The organism is Lentibacillus kimchii (assembly GCF_055381965.1).
This window is the reverse complement of the sequence record NZ_AP043934.1, coordinates 2390064-2405827: the sequence shown is the minus strand read 5'-3', so window position 1 is coordinate 2405827 and position 15764 is coordinate 2390064. Positions and strand designations below refer to the sequence as shown.

The window sequence follows — 15764 nt, the reverse complement described above, 5'->3', positions numbered from 1 at the left end:
TGGAATCTGAGAGTGAATGATTGTTCATGAGGGGGACTTAATAGTGGCGGTATTTCACGTTTTGATCATTCTTGCCGTATTCTTGCTCATTTGTTACGGCTTGTTCAAAATGCAAAGGAAGCATGTTTCATTTGGAAAACGCGTTTTACTCGCGTTAGTCGTTGGTATCGTTTTCGGGCTTATTGTCCAGCTTTTGTATGGACCGACTTCAGACATCGTTACCAGTGCCATGGATTGGGTTAATATCGCTGGTAATGGCTTCGTATCCTTATTGCAAATGTTAGTCATGCCTATTGTTTTCTTTTCGCTTTTGCGAGCCTTTACGAGTTCTAAATTCACAAAAGGCTTTGGAAAAATTAGTGGCATATCCGTAGGTGTCTTAGTTGGAACAGTTATCATAGCAGGGGCAATAGGTGTTGCGTCTGCTGGTATTTTTGAACTAAAAGGTCTTGAATTTACAAAAGGTGATGAAGAAGCAGAAGCTATCGCAGGCATTGAAGATAGGGCAGGCGATATAGAGGATAGATCACTGCCGGAAATGATTGTGGATATGGTTCCCAATAATATATTTTACGATTTTGCTGGGGAAAGAAGTACGTCAGTCATTGCCGTTGTTATATTTTCAATTATAGTTGGCATAGCGTATATGGGTATTAGAAGAAAGCAGCCCGATCAAGCAGAAAAATTCGGGGCAGGGATTGAATCCATTTTTCATATTGTGATGAGAGTTGTAACGATCGTATTGCGTCTGACGCCATATGGCATTCTTGGATTAATAGCCAATAAGGCTGCGACAAGTGATATATCGACATTTGTGAATCTGGGGTTATTTATTATCGCGTCGTATTTGGCCATCATTCTTATGTTCCTCGTTCATATGCTGATCATTCGTTTTGCGGGCTTAAATCCAATGACGTACATTCGAAAAGGAATGCCAGCACTCATAATGGGATTCTCGTCTCGTTCCAGTGCGGGGACCTTACCTCTTAATATCGAAACACAAAAGAAAAATTTCGGCGTTTCAAATGGTGTTGCCGATATAGCCGGAGCTTTTAGTGTCACGATTGGACAAAACGGATGTGCTGGCATATATCCTGCCATGTTAGCGGTTATGGTTGCACCTGAAGCAGGTATTGATCCTTTCACGCCTGGATTTATTGCGATGTTACTGATTGTTGTGGCTATAGGATCATTTGGTGTTGCAGGAGTTGGCGGTGGAGCAACCTTTGCTTCGATTATCGTCTTATCAACGCTGAATCTGCCTATCGCTATTGTCGGGCTGCTTATTTCGATAGAACCGCTTATTGATATGGCGCGTACAGCATTAAATGTTAGCGGCGGTATGTTATCAGGTGTGTTGACAGGGAAAATAACAAATAACCTTGATAAAACGATTTATAATGAAAAAGAAAACCAAGTAGGTCAGGAACAGCGTCTATCAAGCTAAGATAATTGATGGAATTTGACTATTATTTGATGAGGCGTTCGAACATCTATAATAGATACAATCAAAGCCTATCACAGAAATACCTATACGGATTGAAACGATTGACTGATTGACTAGGGATCAGTCAGGGGAGGCGTTATAGGATTTGCAAAAAGGAAAGCCAATTGAGGTCGAGAATCTTCATGGCGGTGCACTGAATATGGCGAAAGAAAAAGGTTTGACGCTTCCGTTCATGCGATCCATCTATGCATTGTTAAAGCCGTATGAAAATGGATCAAGCTTCGATAGCACGGTTTAATTAGTCACCGCATATTTTAACATCAGTAATATAAAAGTATCATTAAATACTACCATTTAGACTGTGGTTACCAGAGAAATAATCCCTCACATATTTGCTAAAGTGCATGAGGGGTTATTTTTATGGTTATTGTCAGAAATGATAAACGTCCATATTATCCGGGCGTGACAGGCACCTGCTGGATATAATGTACCGGCACAGTATTGGCTATTTGCAAGGCATGGATACTGGCACGGATCATTCTCTGGAACAATTATATGCTATGTTATAATAATATGAGGTGAACAAAATTCTTCCGAGGTGATATAAATGAGTGTCAGATTTCCAATTGGGGAATTGCAAGTTCCTGAAACAGTGTCATTAGAACATATTGAGGAATGGCTGAATGAAATCAAAACGTACACGAGCAGACTAAGAGAGACTGCTGGCTCCTTAAGTGACGAGGAATTAGCGAAAACATACCGTGAGGGTAGCTGGAACGTTCGTCAGCTTGTCCATCACATTGCCGATTCGCAGCTGAACATGTATCAGCGTTTGAAAATGGCGCTGACCGATGACAATCCAACCGTCCCTGATTTTGACCAGGAAAAGTGGGCTGTTCAGCCGGATACGGAGCTGCCTGTCGACAGTTCGCTTAACATGCTGGAAGGTATCAACGAACGCATCGTCGCGTTAGGATCCCGTTTAACAGAAGACCAGCTTGACCGGGCTTTTACACTCCGGGGAAAGGGCGAGACAACCGTTGCCACCAAAGTCGCGAAACTGGCCTGGCACGAAGAACACCACCTAGCCCATATCAAGATTGCTCTATCCCATTGAGTTTCGACAAACTTCGGGTCGTGCCAGGCACGCAGTTCCTGTGTTTACAGAAAAAGAAACACAGGAACTGTCCTATGTTTTTCAGAGTGGGACAGTTTTTAGTCTGAGCGCATTTAAAACAACGGACACCGAACTTAAAGCCATGGCTGCTCCGGCGAGCCAAGGAGCTAGCACACCAATCATGGCAAAGGGTATCATGATAATATTGTATAGAAACGCCCAAAACAGGTTTTGCTTTATATTCCGCATTGTTTTTTTACTGATCAGGATAGCATCAACCAGTCGATTCAAATCACCTTTGATAATCGTGACATCTCCGGATTCAATTGCAATATCTGATCCCGTCCCAATGACTGCTCCGACATCAGAAACAGCAAGGGAAGGAGCATCATTAATGCCATCACCTGCCATTAGAACAGTACTGCCGTTTTGCTGTAATTGCGTGATACTAGCCGCTTTATCTTGTGGAGATACCTCTGCTTGATAGTTATCTATACCCGCTTTTTTCGCAATGACCTTGCTTGCACTTGTATTATCACCTGTCAGCATGCTTATATCGAATCCCAGTTGTTTTAAACGGGAAATGGCAGTCGCGGAAGAAGTCTTCATGTCATCTGCAACAGCTACTATTCCGGCAAAACGGGAATTGATAAATGCTATCATGACTGTTTTTCCTTCTGCCTCCATCTGTGTCATCAGCTGGTATGCTTTTTGCGGGAGGGGATGATCGTTTTTTATAAAGTACCTGGCGTTAGCAATTTTTACTTTTTTTCCGTGTACATAAGCCTGTACACCATAACCCGGGAGAGTGACCACTTGAGATGCTTTAGGAATCGCATGCATTTTCGCTTTTGCCTTATTGACAATGGCTTTTGCTACAGGATGCTCGATATCATTTTCGACCGCAGCGATTGTTTCCAAAAATGCATTTTCGCTGAAATGGTCAACGTAAATGTCTGTTATGTGAGGGAATCCCTTGGTAAGAGTCCCTGTTTTATCTAGAATTAAGGTTTTGCAGTTACCTAATAATTCTAAATGCTTCCCCTCCTTAAATAGGATTCCTAACTGCGCAGCCCGTCCGCTTCCAATCATAATGGATGTTGGTGTGGCCAGACCGAGGGCACATGGACACGCTACGATTAAAACAGCAATGACTTTTTCCAGAGCTTCGTTAAACGGCATCTCCAGAAAATCTGTATACCATGCTACTAATGGCATACATGCGATGACGATAACAATTGGTACGAAAACGCCTGTGACTCTATCGGCTATTTGCTGTATAGGTGCTTTGGAAGCTTGTGCCTCCTCTACAACATCAATGATTTGCGATAAAACCGTCTCTGAATTTCGCTTTGTAATCTCTATGGTTAGCAGACCATTTTGATTGACAGTTCCTGCATACACTGATTTATCAGCGTTTTTTTCTACTGGTATACTTTCACCGGTTAAAAGAGACTCATCAATCGTGGAATTCCCTTTGATGACTCGTCCATCGATTGGAACCTTTTCACCGGGCCTAACGATAAGGATATTACCTGGTGATAGTTGATCAACAGGCGCTTTAAATTCCTGTCCATCTTTATATAATGTTGCTGTTTTGGTTTGTAATTGGTAAAGTTTTTTGACAGCCTCAGTCGTCCGCAATTTCGTTTTTGCTTCCAATAACTTACCCAATAGAATAAATGTAATAATAAAAGCACTTGTTTCGAAATATAATGTCGGATGTCCTGGGGACGGCACAGAAAAAGACACAAACGTTATATAGTGACTATAGAAGAAAGCTGCTGATGTACTTAATACAACTAAAACATCCATGTTGGCGCTGCCGCCTTTTATGGCTTTCCAGGCCCTTTCATAAAATGGAAATCCTATTATAAACTGGATGGGAATCGTGATGGCAAGCTGAAAAAACGGGTTGGTCAATAACGTTGGCACATACATAGAAGAAGCCCAGTTAAAATGTGCAAACATGGCCCAGGCTAATGGAAAAGTGAGTAATGCCGAAACTATAAACTTCCATTGAAGAATTTTGATTTCCTTTTGTTTTTGATGATTCGATTGGTTGTCCCTTTTATCGATTTCCTTAGCTTCAAAACCAATTTTATTAATTTTACTGATGATAGCTGCCATGCTTGTCTGATTTGTGTTAAGTGTGACACGGCCCTTTTCAGTTGTTAAATTAACGTTTATTTCGGCTACCCCATCTATCTTAGAAACGACTTTCTCAATTCTTGCAGAACAAGCAGCACAATGCATTCCTGAGATTACCAGGTAATTGGTTTCTTCCATCTTAGTACCACCTTTTTAAACACTGTACTGTATTGTATTTTAAATAAAATACATTTAGAACATATAAAAAAGCAGTCTAGCTGAGCAGACTGCAAAAATGTGGATCGCTTCTGTTATGAGCTTGGGGCGGAAGGTCTGAATTTGTCCCCTAACTTAAATGTCACCATCAATCCTGTTTTGTGCAACCCTAACATAACGATTCCTGCCATCAATTGATCAAATTTTGTGTTAAAGGGGAAAGGTAGCAAGCTGAATGAATCGGCTTGTGAAGGGGAGCAGTATGGAGCAGTGGTTTGACTAATAGAAGAACTGTTTCCCATATCAATAACGGCCAATAGGATCAGCCATAAGCATGCCGGCATTAGAATAATCCCGCTTAAAAAGGCATAACGTTTCATTTCGCTTCTGCAAAGCCGCTGATTAGAATCTGGGGCTGCGATAGGCCACCACATCCCCAAAGATAACAGGAATAAAACGAATATATAGCCACTGTGTATTGGTGCACTTTTTGAAAGAATCGTTATTACAAATGGAAGGTGGTACATAAAGAATAATGCAGCAAAAACATAAAGCGCTATCTTAGGGGCAAAGAAAAGCTTGCTGATTCTATTCGATTTAAGAACTTGAGACACATGGTTAAACAGTTGATCGGGGATACCTAAGAAAAGAATAGGTGGGATTAGAAAATAAAGGACGCTCATTTGTGTCATGTGTAAACTTAATGATAGTTGACTAATATCTGCCAAAGGGCTGCCGGCTGTGATGTATAATAATCCTAAACCAACAAGAAAAAGAAGGGGCTTCATGTTCCTCAATTTCAGTTGCGTATAGCGTTTTACCAGAAAAACATATGAAATGGCTATACAACAAAGGAACCCCAACAGAGGATATCCCCATTCCAATTGATCGCCCAGCAATAATTGAAAGTATTCAATCAAATACAAATCTCCTCCTTTAATCTTTTTCTGAAATTATAAAGTATGTTAAAGAATCCCTTTTTATAATATTTATATAAAAATTTAAAATATTATAAAATGTTTAATCATATCATAGTATAACACTAGTGGTAACAGGAAGCAATAACCTGCTTATTACTTGTTATAACAGGAAATGTCATAGAGTTTTCACATAAATGTTATTGAATAATTATTCAATAAACTATATTATCGATGTTAGTTTATGATGTAATGTGTTATACAATAACAAACAAGTTATGCGGTTGAGAATATACAGGTGATTCTGCTTACTGTGTGCGATTGTGACAAATATGTCAGAGAGATTCATATTAAAAAAGGCGAGTTAAGGAGGCGGGTAAGATTGAAACGAATACTATTATTTACAACTTATCTGTTACTAATCATAATAGGCTCGGCATGCAGCAGTGAAAAGACAATCTCCGACAAGCTGGACTGGGATGTCCAAAAGTTTGAAGCGACGGATCAGGGTGGAGATACCGTTTCATTAGCTGATCTTAAGGGGAAAGTTTGGATTGCTGACTTTATCTTCACAGGCTGTACGACAGTGTGTCCGCCAATGACAGCCAACATGGCGAAACTCCAGGAAAAATTGAATGAAGCTAATGCTTCGGTTGAAGTGGTTTCATTTAGTGTTGACCCGGAGCGTGATACACAAGACATACGGAAAAAATATATTTCATCACGTGGAGGGGATTTATCAAATTGGTCTTTTTTGGGTGATTACGGTTTTGATTATGTGAAGGATCTTTCCGAATCATCATTTAAATCTGCCGTTGGAAAGCCACCGAAAGGATCAGATCAAGTCTCACATGGAACAAGGTTTTTTCTGGTTAATCAGCAGGGCACCATTGTTAAACAGTATGACGGCTATTCGGATGTGCCTTATGACAAAATAGTTGACCATGTGAAAATATTAAATTCGAAAGGTGACTAACCAATGAAAAGATTACTCGTATTAATCACTGCATGTTCACTTATGTTTCTGGCAGCTTGCAGTAGTACCAATGATGATAACGCAAACAATTCTAAAAATGATGAGGAAGCAGAAGAGTCTTTAAAGCCATTAGAAGTAGAATTTTTAACAAAAGCAGATGCCTTCCACACTGGAAAAGAAGGAACCATTAAAACAAAAGTAACAAAAGGTGACGAAAACGTTGCTGACGCAGATGAGGTCCAATTTGAAATTTGGAAGGGCGAAAATCAGGATACATCGGAAAAGTTTGAACCTGAAAATAAAGGGAAAGGCATTTATGCACTGAAACATACTTTTAATGACAAGGGTACTTATAAGGTTATTGCACACACAACAGCCCGGGACAGTCACGCCATGCCGAAACAGGAGTTTTAGGTAGGGAACGCTGAAAAGACCCATGCTAAAGGTGATCATCAGGATGCAGACGTGATGGCTAAGTTAATGAAACCAGATTCGATTCAAGCAAAAAAGGAAATTACGCTGATGCAGCATTTGCAAGACATCGGACAGTTTAAATAGTTATGAAATTGTGCTGTCCACTCAAAAAGTGCGGTGGGAATCATGAGTACTATTTCATACGCCGGTTGCAGTGACCTTCATTTGCAGTATATAGAGAGAGACAACCTCCTAGCAAAAGCACATTGCTCTATGTACTGGCAGGCCTTATTCCCGACTTCATTCAAGCCATGATGAAAGGAGGAATTTGGGATCCTCCTGAACGGAAAGGGATTCTGTTTCAAGACCCAGAAAGTCAGTTCTGCATGCTTACCGTTTACGCCATTGACATCGGGTCTTGTTATTCTTTTGTTTGCAGTTGCGACCATTTTGACATATGTCAATATACAGTCAGGAATCCAACAGTAAAGTGCAAGCAGCCAGCAAGCTGAAATTATGACGTCGCTCCATTTGAGACCCGCTAACAGCCAAATGCACGAAACGGACGGTTATGCGTATGTTGTGCAGCACAACAACACTAAAAAGCTGATAGTTCAAGTCGATGGATTGCCTAAGCTGGAAGGTACAGAAACTTATCAAGTGTGGTTGTTAAAAGATGGCAAACGTTTGAATGCAGGTATATTTAATACAGATGAATCTGGGTCAGGAGCGTTGACACATATGCTATCTCAAGATGAAGATTTTGACCAAACCGGCATTACAAAGGATCCAAAACTGGATGATACCCAGCCGGAAGGAAAAAAGCGGTGGGATCATAAGACTGACATACAAAAGCAAGGAATAGCAGAATTCTCGGATAATGAAAAAGGTGAATACCGAGCAAAAATTCTATTAATATGCTGGCGTGCATCAACGAGCGCATCGTCGCTTTGGGCGATCGTTTAACAGATGAGCAGTTTTTAAATAAAAAGTAACTGTTTTCCTTTAAAGATAGGTAGCAGTTACTTTTTTCTTCCGCGTTAATATAAACGATGTGACAATGGTTAGCTAACTTTTTGGCTTGTTAGGATGTAAGGGTATTTTTTCAAGTAAATCATGACTTTCTGCATGATACGCATTCATTTCAACAGGAGCGTAAACGAAGTTCGACAAACTTCGGGTCGTGACAGGCACCCCTCCAATGTTAAATCATGTTATATATAATAAATTTTAACATTTATGTCACACATATTGGTATTTTGACGTGTTATATTGGCTATAGTGATCCTAAAGCAAGGCAAACGAAGGAGGCGACGAGGTGTTTCCGATTGAGAGGCAGGAACAGATTAAACAACTGATTCAGATGAACAAGACACTAAGGATTAGTGAGCTGAGTGAGCGATTTAACGTTTCTGAAATGACTATTCATCGTGATCTTAATCCTTTGGTTGAGGAAGGCCTGATCAGCAAATTTTCGGGCGGCATGTCACTTATCGAAAAGAATTATCAAACATTAAGTGATCCGAACAATTGTGTCTATTGTTACAAACCGAATCGTTCGAACATGGTCTATCATTTAATTCTGCCCGGCGGCGAGATTGAATCGGCTTGCTGCGCGCATTGCGGCTTGCTGAGGCATCGTCAGTTGGGTCAAGAGGTATCCCATGCGATTTGCTATGATTTTTTCCTGAATACAACCATCAGTGCTTCGCTAACCTGGTTTGTCATGGATACGACGTTGAACGTTGCCTGTTGTCAGCCACAAGTTCTCACATTCGCTAACGGAGCGGATGCCAGGAAATTTGTTAACGGATTTGGTGGAACCGTTTATGGTTTCCGCGAAGCCATGGACACGGTCTATCAGCAAATGTTTGAGCATTCCGAGTGCTGTGATGATGACTAAAATGAAGTTATTAATGGGAGGGTTAAACTATGAACAATAAACTTTCGCTCGTTCTATTGCTAATACCTTTGGCACTGTTGGCATCGTGCGGCGACGACGATGATAATGAATCAGTCGATATGGATGACGTCAAAATGCTGAAGGTCGATTTTGAGCCGCCTAAGACAGTAGATGTCGATAAAACCTTTGAATTAAAAGCCAACGTTACCTATGGCGATAGCAAAGTAACGGATGCCGAGGAGATGAGATTTGAATACTGGAAGAAGGGTGACAAAGATAACAGCACATTCGTAAAAGGCGACAATAATGAAGACGGGACCTATACAACAGACGTATCTTTCGACGATGACGGTGTCTACGAAGTATATGCTCATACATCAGCGCGCGATCTGCACACCATGCCGAAACGCTATATCGCTGTCGGGGATGCGACTGAAGAAGATGTCGACAAAGCTAAAGAGGACAAGAAGCATGAAAACGAAGATGGAAGCGATAACGATGAGTAACATCAAGAGTACAACAAAGGAGCGGTGGATATGACAGATCGCGTCGACTTGAGGAGGCTGTACGCCAAAAAGTCTCATTTAGCCAACCTGATCGTCCTGTTCATGGCATTTTTCATACTATTGTCCTACACGCCCGCCGCCGAGGCGCATGCCACTTTGGTGGAAATGGAGCCTGCGGAGGACGTGGTGGCAGACAAACCGCCATCGGAGCTGATGCTGCGCTTTAACGAACCGGTCGAGCACGATCTGGCTATGGTCAACGTTTATGATGTTAACGCCCAGCCCGTTTTCACAGGCAATCCTGATAATGAGGAGGAAAAATCACCTAAACTGACATTTTCGCTCCCGGAACTGGACAACGGGACATACACGGTTAACTGGGACGCTGTCTCGGCCGACGGGCATCCCGTTAGTGGTACATATGCCTTTTCGGTTGGTGAGGCAACCGAAAGCGGCGTCAATACGGTTGATGAAAGCAATGGGACGGAAGGGACGCTCATCGCCTCACGAATCATCCCCGAAGTGCTCATTCTGCTCGGTGCTGGTCTGTTCTGGTTTGCGTGGCTGGCGGAACGAAAAGGTTTTCCCGGAATTGATGTGCTCTGGAGCAAACGGCGCTATATCGGAGCCACTCTCCTGTTCCTCGGGACGATGGCGGAACTCGTCACCTATAGTCTGTCACTTCCGCCGGGCATCATCCAAGTGATCCTGAACGGCAGATGGGAACTGTTAGGGCAATTTCCGTTTATCCTGATGCTCTTCGCGCAGCTGCTTTTCCTGATTCTGCTGGTTATTCCAGGCATGGAGCGCGGCTGGTATTTGGCACTCTGGCTCCTGCTGGCGGTGACACTCGCGTTTGGCGGCCATGTATGGGGCATGAAGGATCCGATTATAGCTCTCATTCCGCGTATCTTTCATCTATTGGCCATGGCTTTATGGCTGGGTGCCTTAGCTTATGTGATGTTGCTGGTTATTTCAGAAAAGCGGCAGAAAACGTCGGTTGACTGGCAAGCGTTCAGACCATTCTTTGTTTACAAGATGATCGCGGCTTCTGCACTGGTTGTTATATCAGGTGTGGTTATGGTCTATCTCCAGACCGGTATCACAGCTGTGTTCACCGACTGGAAAACATGGAGCGGCGTCGTCATCGCGAAAGTTTTATTAACTATGGTTATGGGAGGCTTGGCCTTATACCAAACTTTGAAATGGCGAAAAAGACAAACGTTCACAACCAGACGTTTGGTCCGGACAGAATGGCTGGTCGGTCTGGCTGTTATGATACTAGGCGTATGGCTGAGCCAGATTGCTTATCCGATTTCGGTCGAAACGTATGATGAAACCTTAGTGACCGATAATCAAGAAGCTGAGATCCATATTGATGAGCTGCAGACAGGCGACCGGACCATGACCGCGTCGATTCCCGAATTGGACGGCGAACAGCCCGAAAGCGTCGAGGCAAAAGTCACCATGCCGCAGCATGACATGGGTTCGGATGACATAAAGGCTGAAGAAAATGATGAAGGAAACTACACGGCCGAGCTGCCATTTTCGATGTCCGGCACATGGCATTTGGAAATGACAGCGACATACTCGGATCATGAGAAAGTCAAATGGGAAGATGACGTCTATATGGCTGGTCAAGGAGATTAAAACAAATACACTTATGGAGGTAATGATATGACACATAAAAAATGGATCGCACCACTCGTGGTATTACTGGCACTGTTTCTGACAGCACCCGCTGCAAGTGCCCACGTGACACTCCACCCGGAAAAGAGCTCAACCGACGCTTGGGCGAAATACACTGTGCGTGTTCCAGTCGAAAAGGATATGAATACAACCAAATTAGAACTGGACGTTCCGGAAGAGGCTGATCTGGTTAGTGTCATGCCGAAAGAAGGCTGGGATTATGAACTGGAAAAAGACGACGATGACGTTATTACATCCGTTACCTGGGAAGCAACGGATGGTGGTGTTGGCCCCAATGAATTTACCGAATTCAATATGGTCGTGACCAACCCCAGCGAGCCGACTGACGTGAGCTGGAACGCCTACCAAACGTATGAAGACGGCTCCGTCGTGGAATGGGACGGCGGCCCTGATTCAGACGAGCCAGCTCCCGTCACCAAGGTTGTGTCAGGTGACGCGACCGCTCAGCATAGTGATGACAATGATTCGAGTGACGCGACCCAAGCTGACGACAATACCGATGAAGCGAGTACAACGTCAGGCGGCAGCAACTGGCTGCCGATCACCCTTAGCGCTGTCGCCATTTTGTTGGCAGTCATTAGCTTGTTCCGTAAACGTTCCTGAAATCCGGATAGTTTCATGAGGGATGCCAATCACGTATGGTTTAGCATCCCTTTTTTGTTGTGATGGATGGCAGGATTTGAGTCATTTTATATAGAAAAATTGTTTTGTTTATGTACCTGTCACCTAACAGGAGAGTAGTTATAAATTCGGGTCGTGACAGGCCTCTAGGTGTTCGCGCGTTTTTCAGCGTCCTCGCGTGCTTTTTCTGTCACCGGGACTCTCGGCCGTTCGAACGGCATGCGATTTCACCCATACGCATGACGAACGCAGGAAGAACGACACAGATCATTCCGTGCTTATTGCTAAATCAAACATAATAAACGAGAACGACGACTGATGCATACAACCTCAAAATAATCCCCTTGAATGCCTGAACCAGGGCATGACGGAATTTTAGTACTTTGATCAAACGTTTGATCAAGGTTTATGGTTGTACTTGCCACTTATTTTGTAACGGGTGGTCTGATATATGCCAATATCTTAAAACTTTTCGGTATTCAATTAGGCCCTTGCTGGCTGTGGTTGATAAAAACAGTGATCTCTATTGCATTGAGTGAATCGCCTGTCTTAGAGTAGACAGGCTTTTTTAATTTAGAGACAGCGCATGCTGTTAATGGATGTGACTCGTATCATAGCAAACAAAAAAACCGGCGAATTGTTTAAGACAAGAGCCAGCTCATTAAAGCTGCTCATGAATATAGTAACGTATATTGAAAATAAAGGAGGGAAAATATATGTGGAAGAAAAAGTTTGATCAGGACGGGAACCAGAAGTTTGCTTTTTCGCAATCAAACGCTGATTGTGACTGTGATAATAACCATCATGTCGATAACGACAGTGACTTAAAGAGCAGAAATCGCAAGTTTAATAGTGCCAGGATCACGAGAAGTGGTAATTCTTATGTTGATGTTAATACAGATGATAATAAACGTAAAAACCATCAAAACCATCATCAAGACAAATGTAAAAACCATCATCACCGCAAACGTAAAAATCATCGCTACAAACGCAACGACTGCCATTAATCGGTAGTAGTGGGGTTATTTATTACCTCACTACTGCTTCTCATAAGGGGGGAGTATATTGGAACATGCTCAAGACAATGTAAGACCAATAGATGTCACAAATGACCAGCAATCCTCAATTGACTATAGTGGTAATTCAAATGTCGATGTCGACGTTAATGTTGATACAACGCCGATTGCGTATGCCATGCTATGCTCACTTTTAGCTACAAACCAAATGTCTAACAGCGAATTTGAGTCTGCTGTAAGCGAATTAGATGACTTAACCATGAAAGATGGAAAACACCACCCTATAAGAAGCCGTAATGATCTATCCCAGGTAAAAGTAAAAAAACAGCTAAGAAGGTGAAACAGCCTTCTTGCTGTACATAATTTATAGCCTGCTCATTAAGCCGTGCACGCATCATCCCTAAATGGTGTTATATATTTTTAATGTTTTTGTAACGGTACATGCTGTATTTTCATGATAGAATGCCGGTCGTTAAATATTATTCGATTAAAGCCCTATAGCGAAGCAAAAGCTAACAAAGGACTCAAGATAATACAGATGACTCATCCGATATACATTAGAGGGAGAAACAATGGAACGTAACAACATGATTGACTATGTGAAGGGCTTTGCCATTCTTTTTGTGGTGGCCATCCACACGAAAGCAGTTCAGGGTGCTCATCTTGGCATAATAGATGGTGATGATGCTAACTTTATCATTAACACATTGGCACGATTTGCGGTGCCTTTTTTCTTTGCAGCATCAGGCTATTTATTTGTACAGAAGCTGAACACAATTCAGCGAGACAATAAAAATGCGGAACAGGTTCAGTATGCTAAAAAATATATTCGTAAACTGATCAAGCTGTATCTAGCATGGTTTATCTTTTATTTTCTGTTTGAGCTAGCTGTCAATTTTATTGAGACAGAAAAAAACAGTGCTGCATTATGGAATATGTTTACAAATTATATCGACCATTTCAGCCTATGGAGCTTTATATACCTTGGCGACGGCTGGCCAGTCTATCATTTATGGTTTTTGCCAGCACTTATATGGGCGATACTTATTTTATTCCTGTTCATTCAAATGCGATTAATACGGGTATTATTCGTTGTGAGTATCGGACTGCATCTAATCGGTTTATTTGGTCAGTCCTATTCGTTTCTTTTCGATATACCCTTTAACACGCGAGACGGTATCTTTTTTGCGTTATTTTATGTAACGCTTGGCGGCATGATGGCCAAGTATCCAGTCTTCGCCAGCTTTGCGCGAAAGATGCCGACCCGTTCTGCTGTTATTTGGCTTGGCATTCTTTCATGCGTGCAAATACTGGAGGGATTTATCACATTACAAGTGTACGACGGCAAAGCAGAAAATTATTTTATCTCAACTATTCCATTGGTGATCGTACTATTTTTGCTGGTTATCAAACATAATCAGATGGGAAAGGGTTCCGTTATGGCTAAAATCGGTGCGAAGGCAGTGGGTATTTATGTGTCACATGTGTTTATTATGGCGTCTATTCACATTCTGATGCACCGAATGGGATTGACCATGGTGGAAGATTGGCTTCTATGGAAAGTGATAATCACACCAATCGTACTTTTACTGGCTTTTATCTTTTATAACCTATTACAGAACGGCAAGAAACTAGCTTCTTAGGTGCCAGGTACATACACTGTTCCGAATATTTACAATTGTGTATGTACCTGGCACTTGTTACTTGTTAGCAGCATCTCTCCAGATTTCTTTCGCGGTATCGGCGACAAAGGCCAGTTTAGCCCATTGTTGTTCTTCGGTCAGTTTGTTTCCGTGATGGGTAGAGGCGAATCCGCACTGCGGGCTTAATCCCAGTTGCTCGAGCGGCACGTAGCGGGCTGCCTCATGCACTTGAGCGATCACGTCTTGGCGGTTTTCCAGCTCGCCCGATTTAGAGGTGACCAGCCCAAGGATGACGCGCGGGCCGCCTTCCGGAATGTAGGCCAGCGGTTCAAAACCACCGGAGCGCTCATCATCGTATTCCAGGAAGAATCCATCGACGTTGGCTTCGGCAAAAACGTTGGGTGCGATCCGGTCGTAGCTGCCGCCTTCATAGGCCCATGATGAGCGGTAGTTGCCGCGGCACATATGAACGGTCACGGTTAAGTCGTCCGGCTTATAGGCGAGACTCTCATTCAGCACTCGAACAGCCAGATCAATCAACGCGCCACGCTGCTCGCCTGGATCCGCATTCCATGGGACATAGTCTGCCGCCAGTCCCGATATATAGACATCGTCAAGCTGCAGATAGCGGAGCCCGGCATCATAAAATGTCTGAATCGCCTTCTGATACGTCTTGATCAGATCATCTGCATAGCTCTCCAGATCCGGATATATGGCAGGATTCCGCGTACCGTCATTAAAGAACAGATTCGGACTCGGGAGGGTGAATTTAACTTCAGCACGCCCGTCGACAATGGCTATCAGATCTTTTAAATCTTGTACAAAAGGATGATCCGGATTAAACGAAATCTCACCGGTGTTCCGGATACCGTGTTTTTCCACCTTTTCACCATTAAAATCAGCGCCTTGCTCCGGAATATAGGCCTCAAACCCGTTCAAGTTTTCCATGAAATCAAAATTGAAAAATCGGCGGCGAAATTCCCCGTCCGTAACAGCTGGCAAACCTGTCTCCAGCTGTTTATCAACCGCCCGTTCAATCTCCTCATTCTCAACGCTGCGCAGCTTCTCAGCGGAAATGGTGCCTTGCTCAAAATTATCTCTTGCCTCGTGCAGGCGGTCGGGCCGCAGCAGGCTTCCCACCTGATCAGCTGAAAATGGTGCTTTCGTTGTGACGTTCGTCATAGTTA

At 42.9% G+C, this 15764-nt stretch carries 17 protein-coding genes; 14 read left to right on the top strand and 3 right to left on the bottom strand.

Translation table 11 applies throughout. The annotated features are described in order from the left end of the window. Positions 1–109: 109 nt before the first annotated feature. From ACZ444_RS12630 to ACZ444_RS12620, 3 genes are all read left to right on the top strand, one after another. Positions 110–1447 carry an L-cystine transporter gene (locus ACZ444_RS12630; RefSeq protein WP_382359106.1) on the top strand — a complete coding sequence of 446 codons (1338 nt, stop codon included), beginning with the start codon at positions 110–112 and terminating at the stop codon, positions 1445–1447. Positions 1448–1592: 145 nt separating this feature from the next. Next, entirely contained in the window at positions 1593–1745 is a 153-nt protein-coding gene (locus ACZ444_RS12625) for a ketopantoate reductase C-terminal domain-containing protein (RefSeq protein ID WP_382359050.1), read from the top strand. 309 nt (positions 1746–2054) lie between these two features. Continuing rightward, positions 2055–2564 carry a YfiT family bacillithiol transferase gene (locus ACZ444_RS12620; protein ID WP_382359053.1) on the top strand — a complete coding sequence of 170 codons (510 nt, stop codon included), beginning with the start codon at positions 2055–2057 and terminating at the stop codon, positions 2562–2564. A gap of 81 nt (positions 2565–2645) precedes the next feature. Here the strand turns inward: ACZ444_RS12620 and ACZ444_RS12615 are convergent, their stop codons facing one another. Beyond that, entirely contained in the window at positions 2646–4853 is a 2208-nt protein-coding gene (locus ACZ444_RS12615; RefSeq protein ID WP_382359056.1) for a heavy metal translocating P-type ATPase, read from the bottom strand. A gap of 113 nt (positions 4854–4966) precedes the next feature. Beyond that, positions 4967–5791 carry a cytochrome c oxidase assembly protein gene (locus tag ACZ444_RS12610; protein ID WP_382359059.1) on the bottom strand — a complete coding sequence of 275 codons (825 nt, stop codon included), beginning with the start codon at positions 5789–5791 and terminating at the stop codon, positions 4967–4969. Between the two features lie 379 nt (positions 5792–6170). Between ACZ444_RS12610 and ACZ444_RS12605 the strand changes: the two genes are divergently transcribed. From ACZ444_RS12605 to ACZ444_RS12555, 11 genes are all read left to right on the top strand, one after another. Then, entirely contained in the window at positions 6171–6764 is a 594-nt protein-coding gene (locus ACZ444_RS12605; protein ID WP_382359062.1) for an SCO family protein, read from the top strand. Between the two features lie 3 nt (positions 6765–6767). Continuing rightward, on the top strand, positions 6768–7178 hold the full coding sequence (locus ACZ444_RS12600) for a FixH family protein (RefSeq protein ID WP_382359065.1): 411 nt from the start codon (positions 6768–6770) through the stop codon (positions 7176–7178). A gap of 531 nt (positions 7179–7709) precedes the next feature. Next, positions 7710–8144, top strand: coding sequence for an anti-sigma factor (locus ACZ444_RS12595; RefSeq protein WP_464433353.1), 435 nt, complete (start codon positions 7710–7712; stop codon positions 8142–8144). A 352-nt stretch (positions 8145–8496) separates the two neighbouring features. After that, positions 8497–9081, top strand: coding sequence for a DeoR family transcriptional regulator (locus ACZ444_RS12590; RefSeq protein ID WP_382359071.1), 585 nt, complete (start codon positions 8497–8499; stop codon positions 9079–9081). A 29-nt stretch (positions 9082–9110) separates the two neighbouring features. Further along, complete coding sequence (locus tag ACZ444_RS12585) at positions 9111–9587, top strand: FixH family protein (protein WP_382359074.1); 477 nt, start codon at positions 9111–9113, stop codon at positions 9585–9587. A gap of 30 nt (positions 9588–9617) precedes the next feature. Next, the gene (locus ACZ444_RS12580; protein WP_382359077.1) at positions 9618–11237 is read left to right on the top strand and encodes a copper resistance protein CopC; all 1620 of its coding nucleotides are present in this window, start codon (positions 9618–9620) and stop codon (positions 11235–11237) included. Between the two features lie 27 nt (positions 11238–11264). Beyond that, on the top strand, positions 11265–11900 hold the full coding sequence (locus ACZ444_RS12575; protein WP_382359080.1) for a YcnI family copper-binding membrane protein: 636 nt from the start codon (positions 11265–11267) through the stop codon (positions 11898–11900). A 604-nt stretch (positions 11901–12504) separates the two neighbouring features. Next, positions 12505–12654: a hypothetical protein gene (locus ACZ444_RS12570; RefSeq protein WP_382359083.1), complete on the top strand. Its 150-nt coding sequence runs from the start codon at positions 12505–12507 to the stop codon at positions 12652–12654. Then, on the top strand, positions 12635–12925 hold the full coding sequence (locus tag ACZ444_RS12565) for a hypothetical protein (protein ID WP_382359086.1): 291 nt from the start codon (positions 12635–12637) through the stop codon (positions 12923–12925). Before ACZ444_RS12570 ends, ACZ444_RS12565 begins: the two co-directional genes overlap by 20 nt. A gap of 58 nt (positions 12926–12983) precedes the next feature. Beyond that, complete coding sequence (locus ACZ444_RS12560; RefSeq protein ID WP_382359089.1) at positions 12984–13274, top strand: hypothetical protein; 291 nt, start codon at positions 12984–12986, stop codon at positions 13272–13274. A gap of 232 nt (positions 13275–13506) precedes the next feature. Then, positions 13507–14577 carry an acyltransferase gene (locus ACZ444_RS12555; RefSeq protein ID WP_382359091.1) on the top strand — a complete coding sequence of 357 codons (1071 nt, stop codon included), beginning with the start codon at positions 13507–13509 and terminating at the stop codon, positions 14575–14577. Between the two features lie 57 nt (positions 14578–14634). Here ACZ444_RS12555 and ACZ444_RS12550 read toward each other — a convergent pair whose 3' ends face one another. Further along, on the bottom strand, positions 14635–15759 hold the full coding sequence (locus ACZ444_RS12550; RefSeq protein ID WP_382359094.1) for a 5-methyltetrahydropteroyltriglutamate--homocysteine S-methyltransferase: 1125 nt from the start codon (positions 15757–15759) through the stop codon (positions 14635–14637). Positions 15760–15764 lie beyond the last annotated feature (5 nt).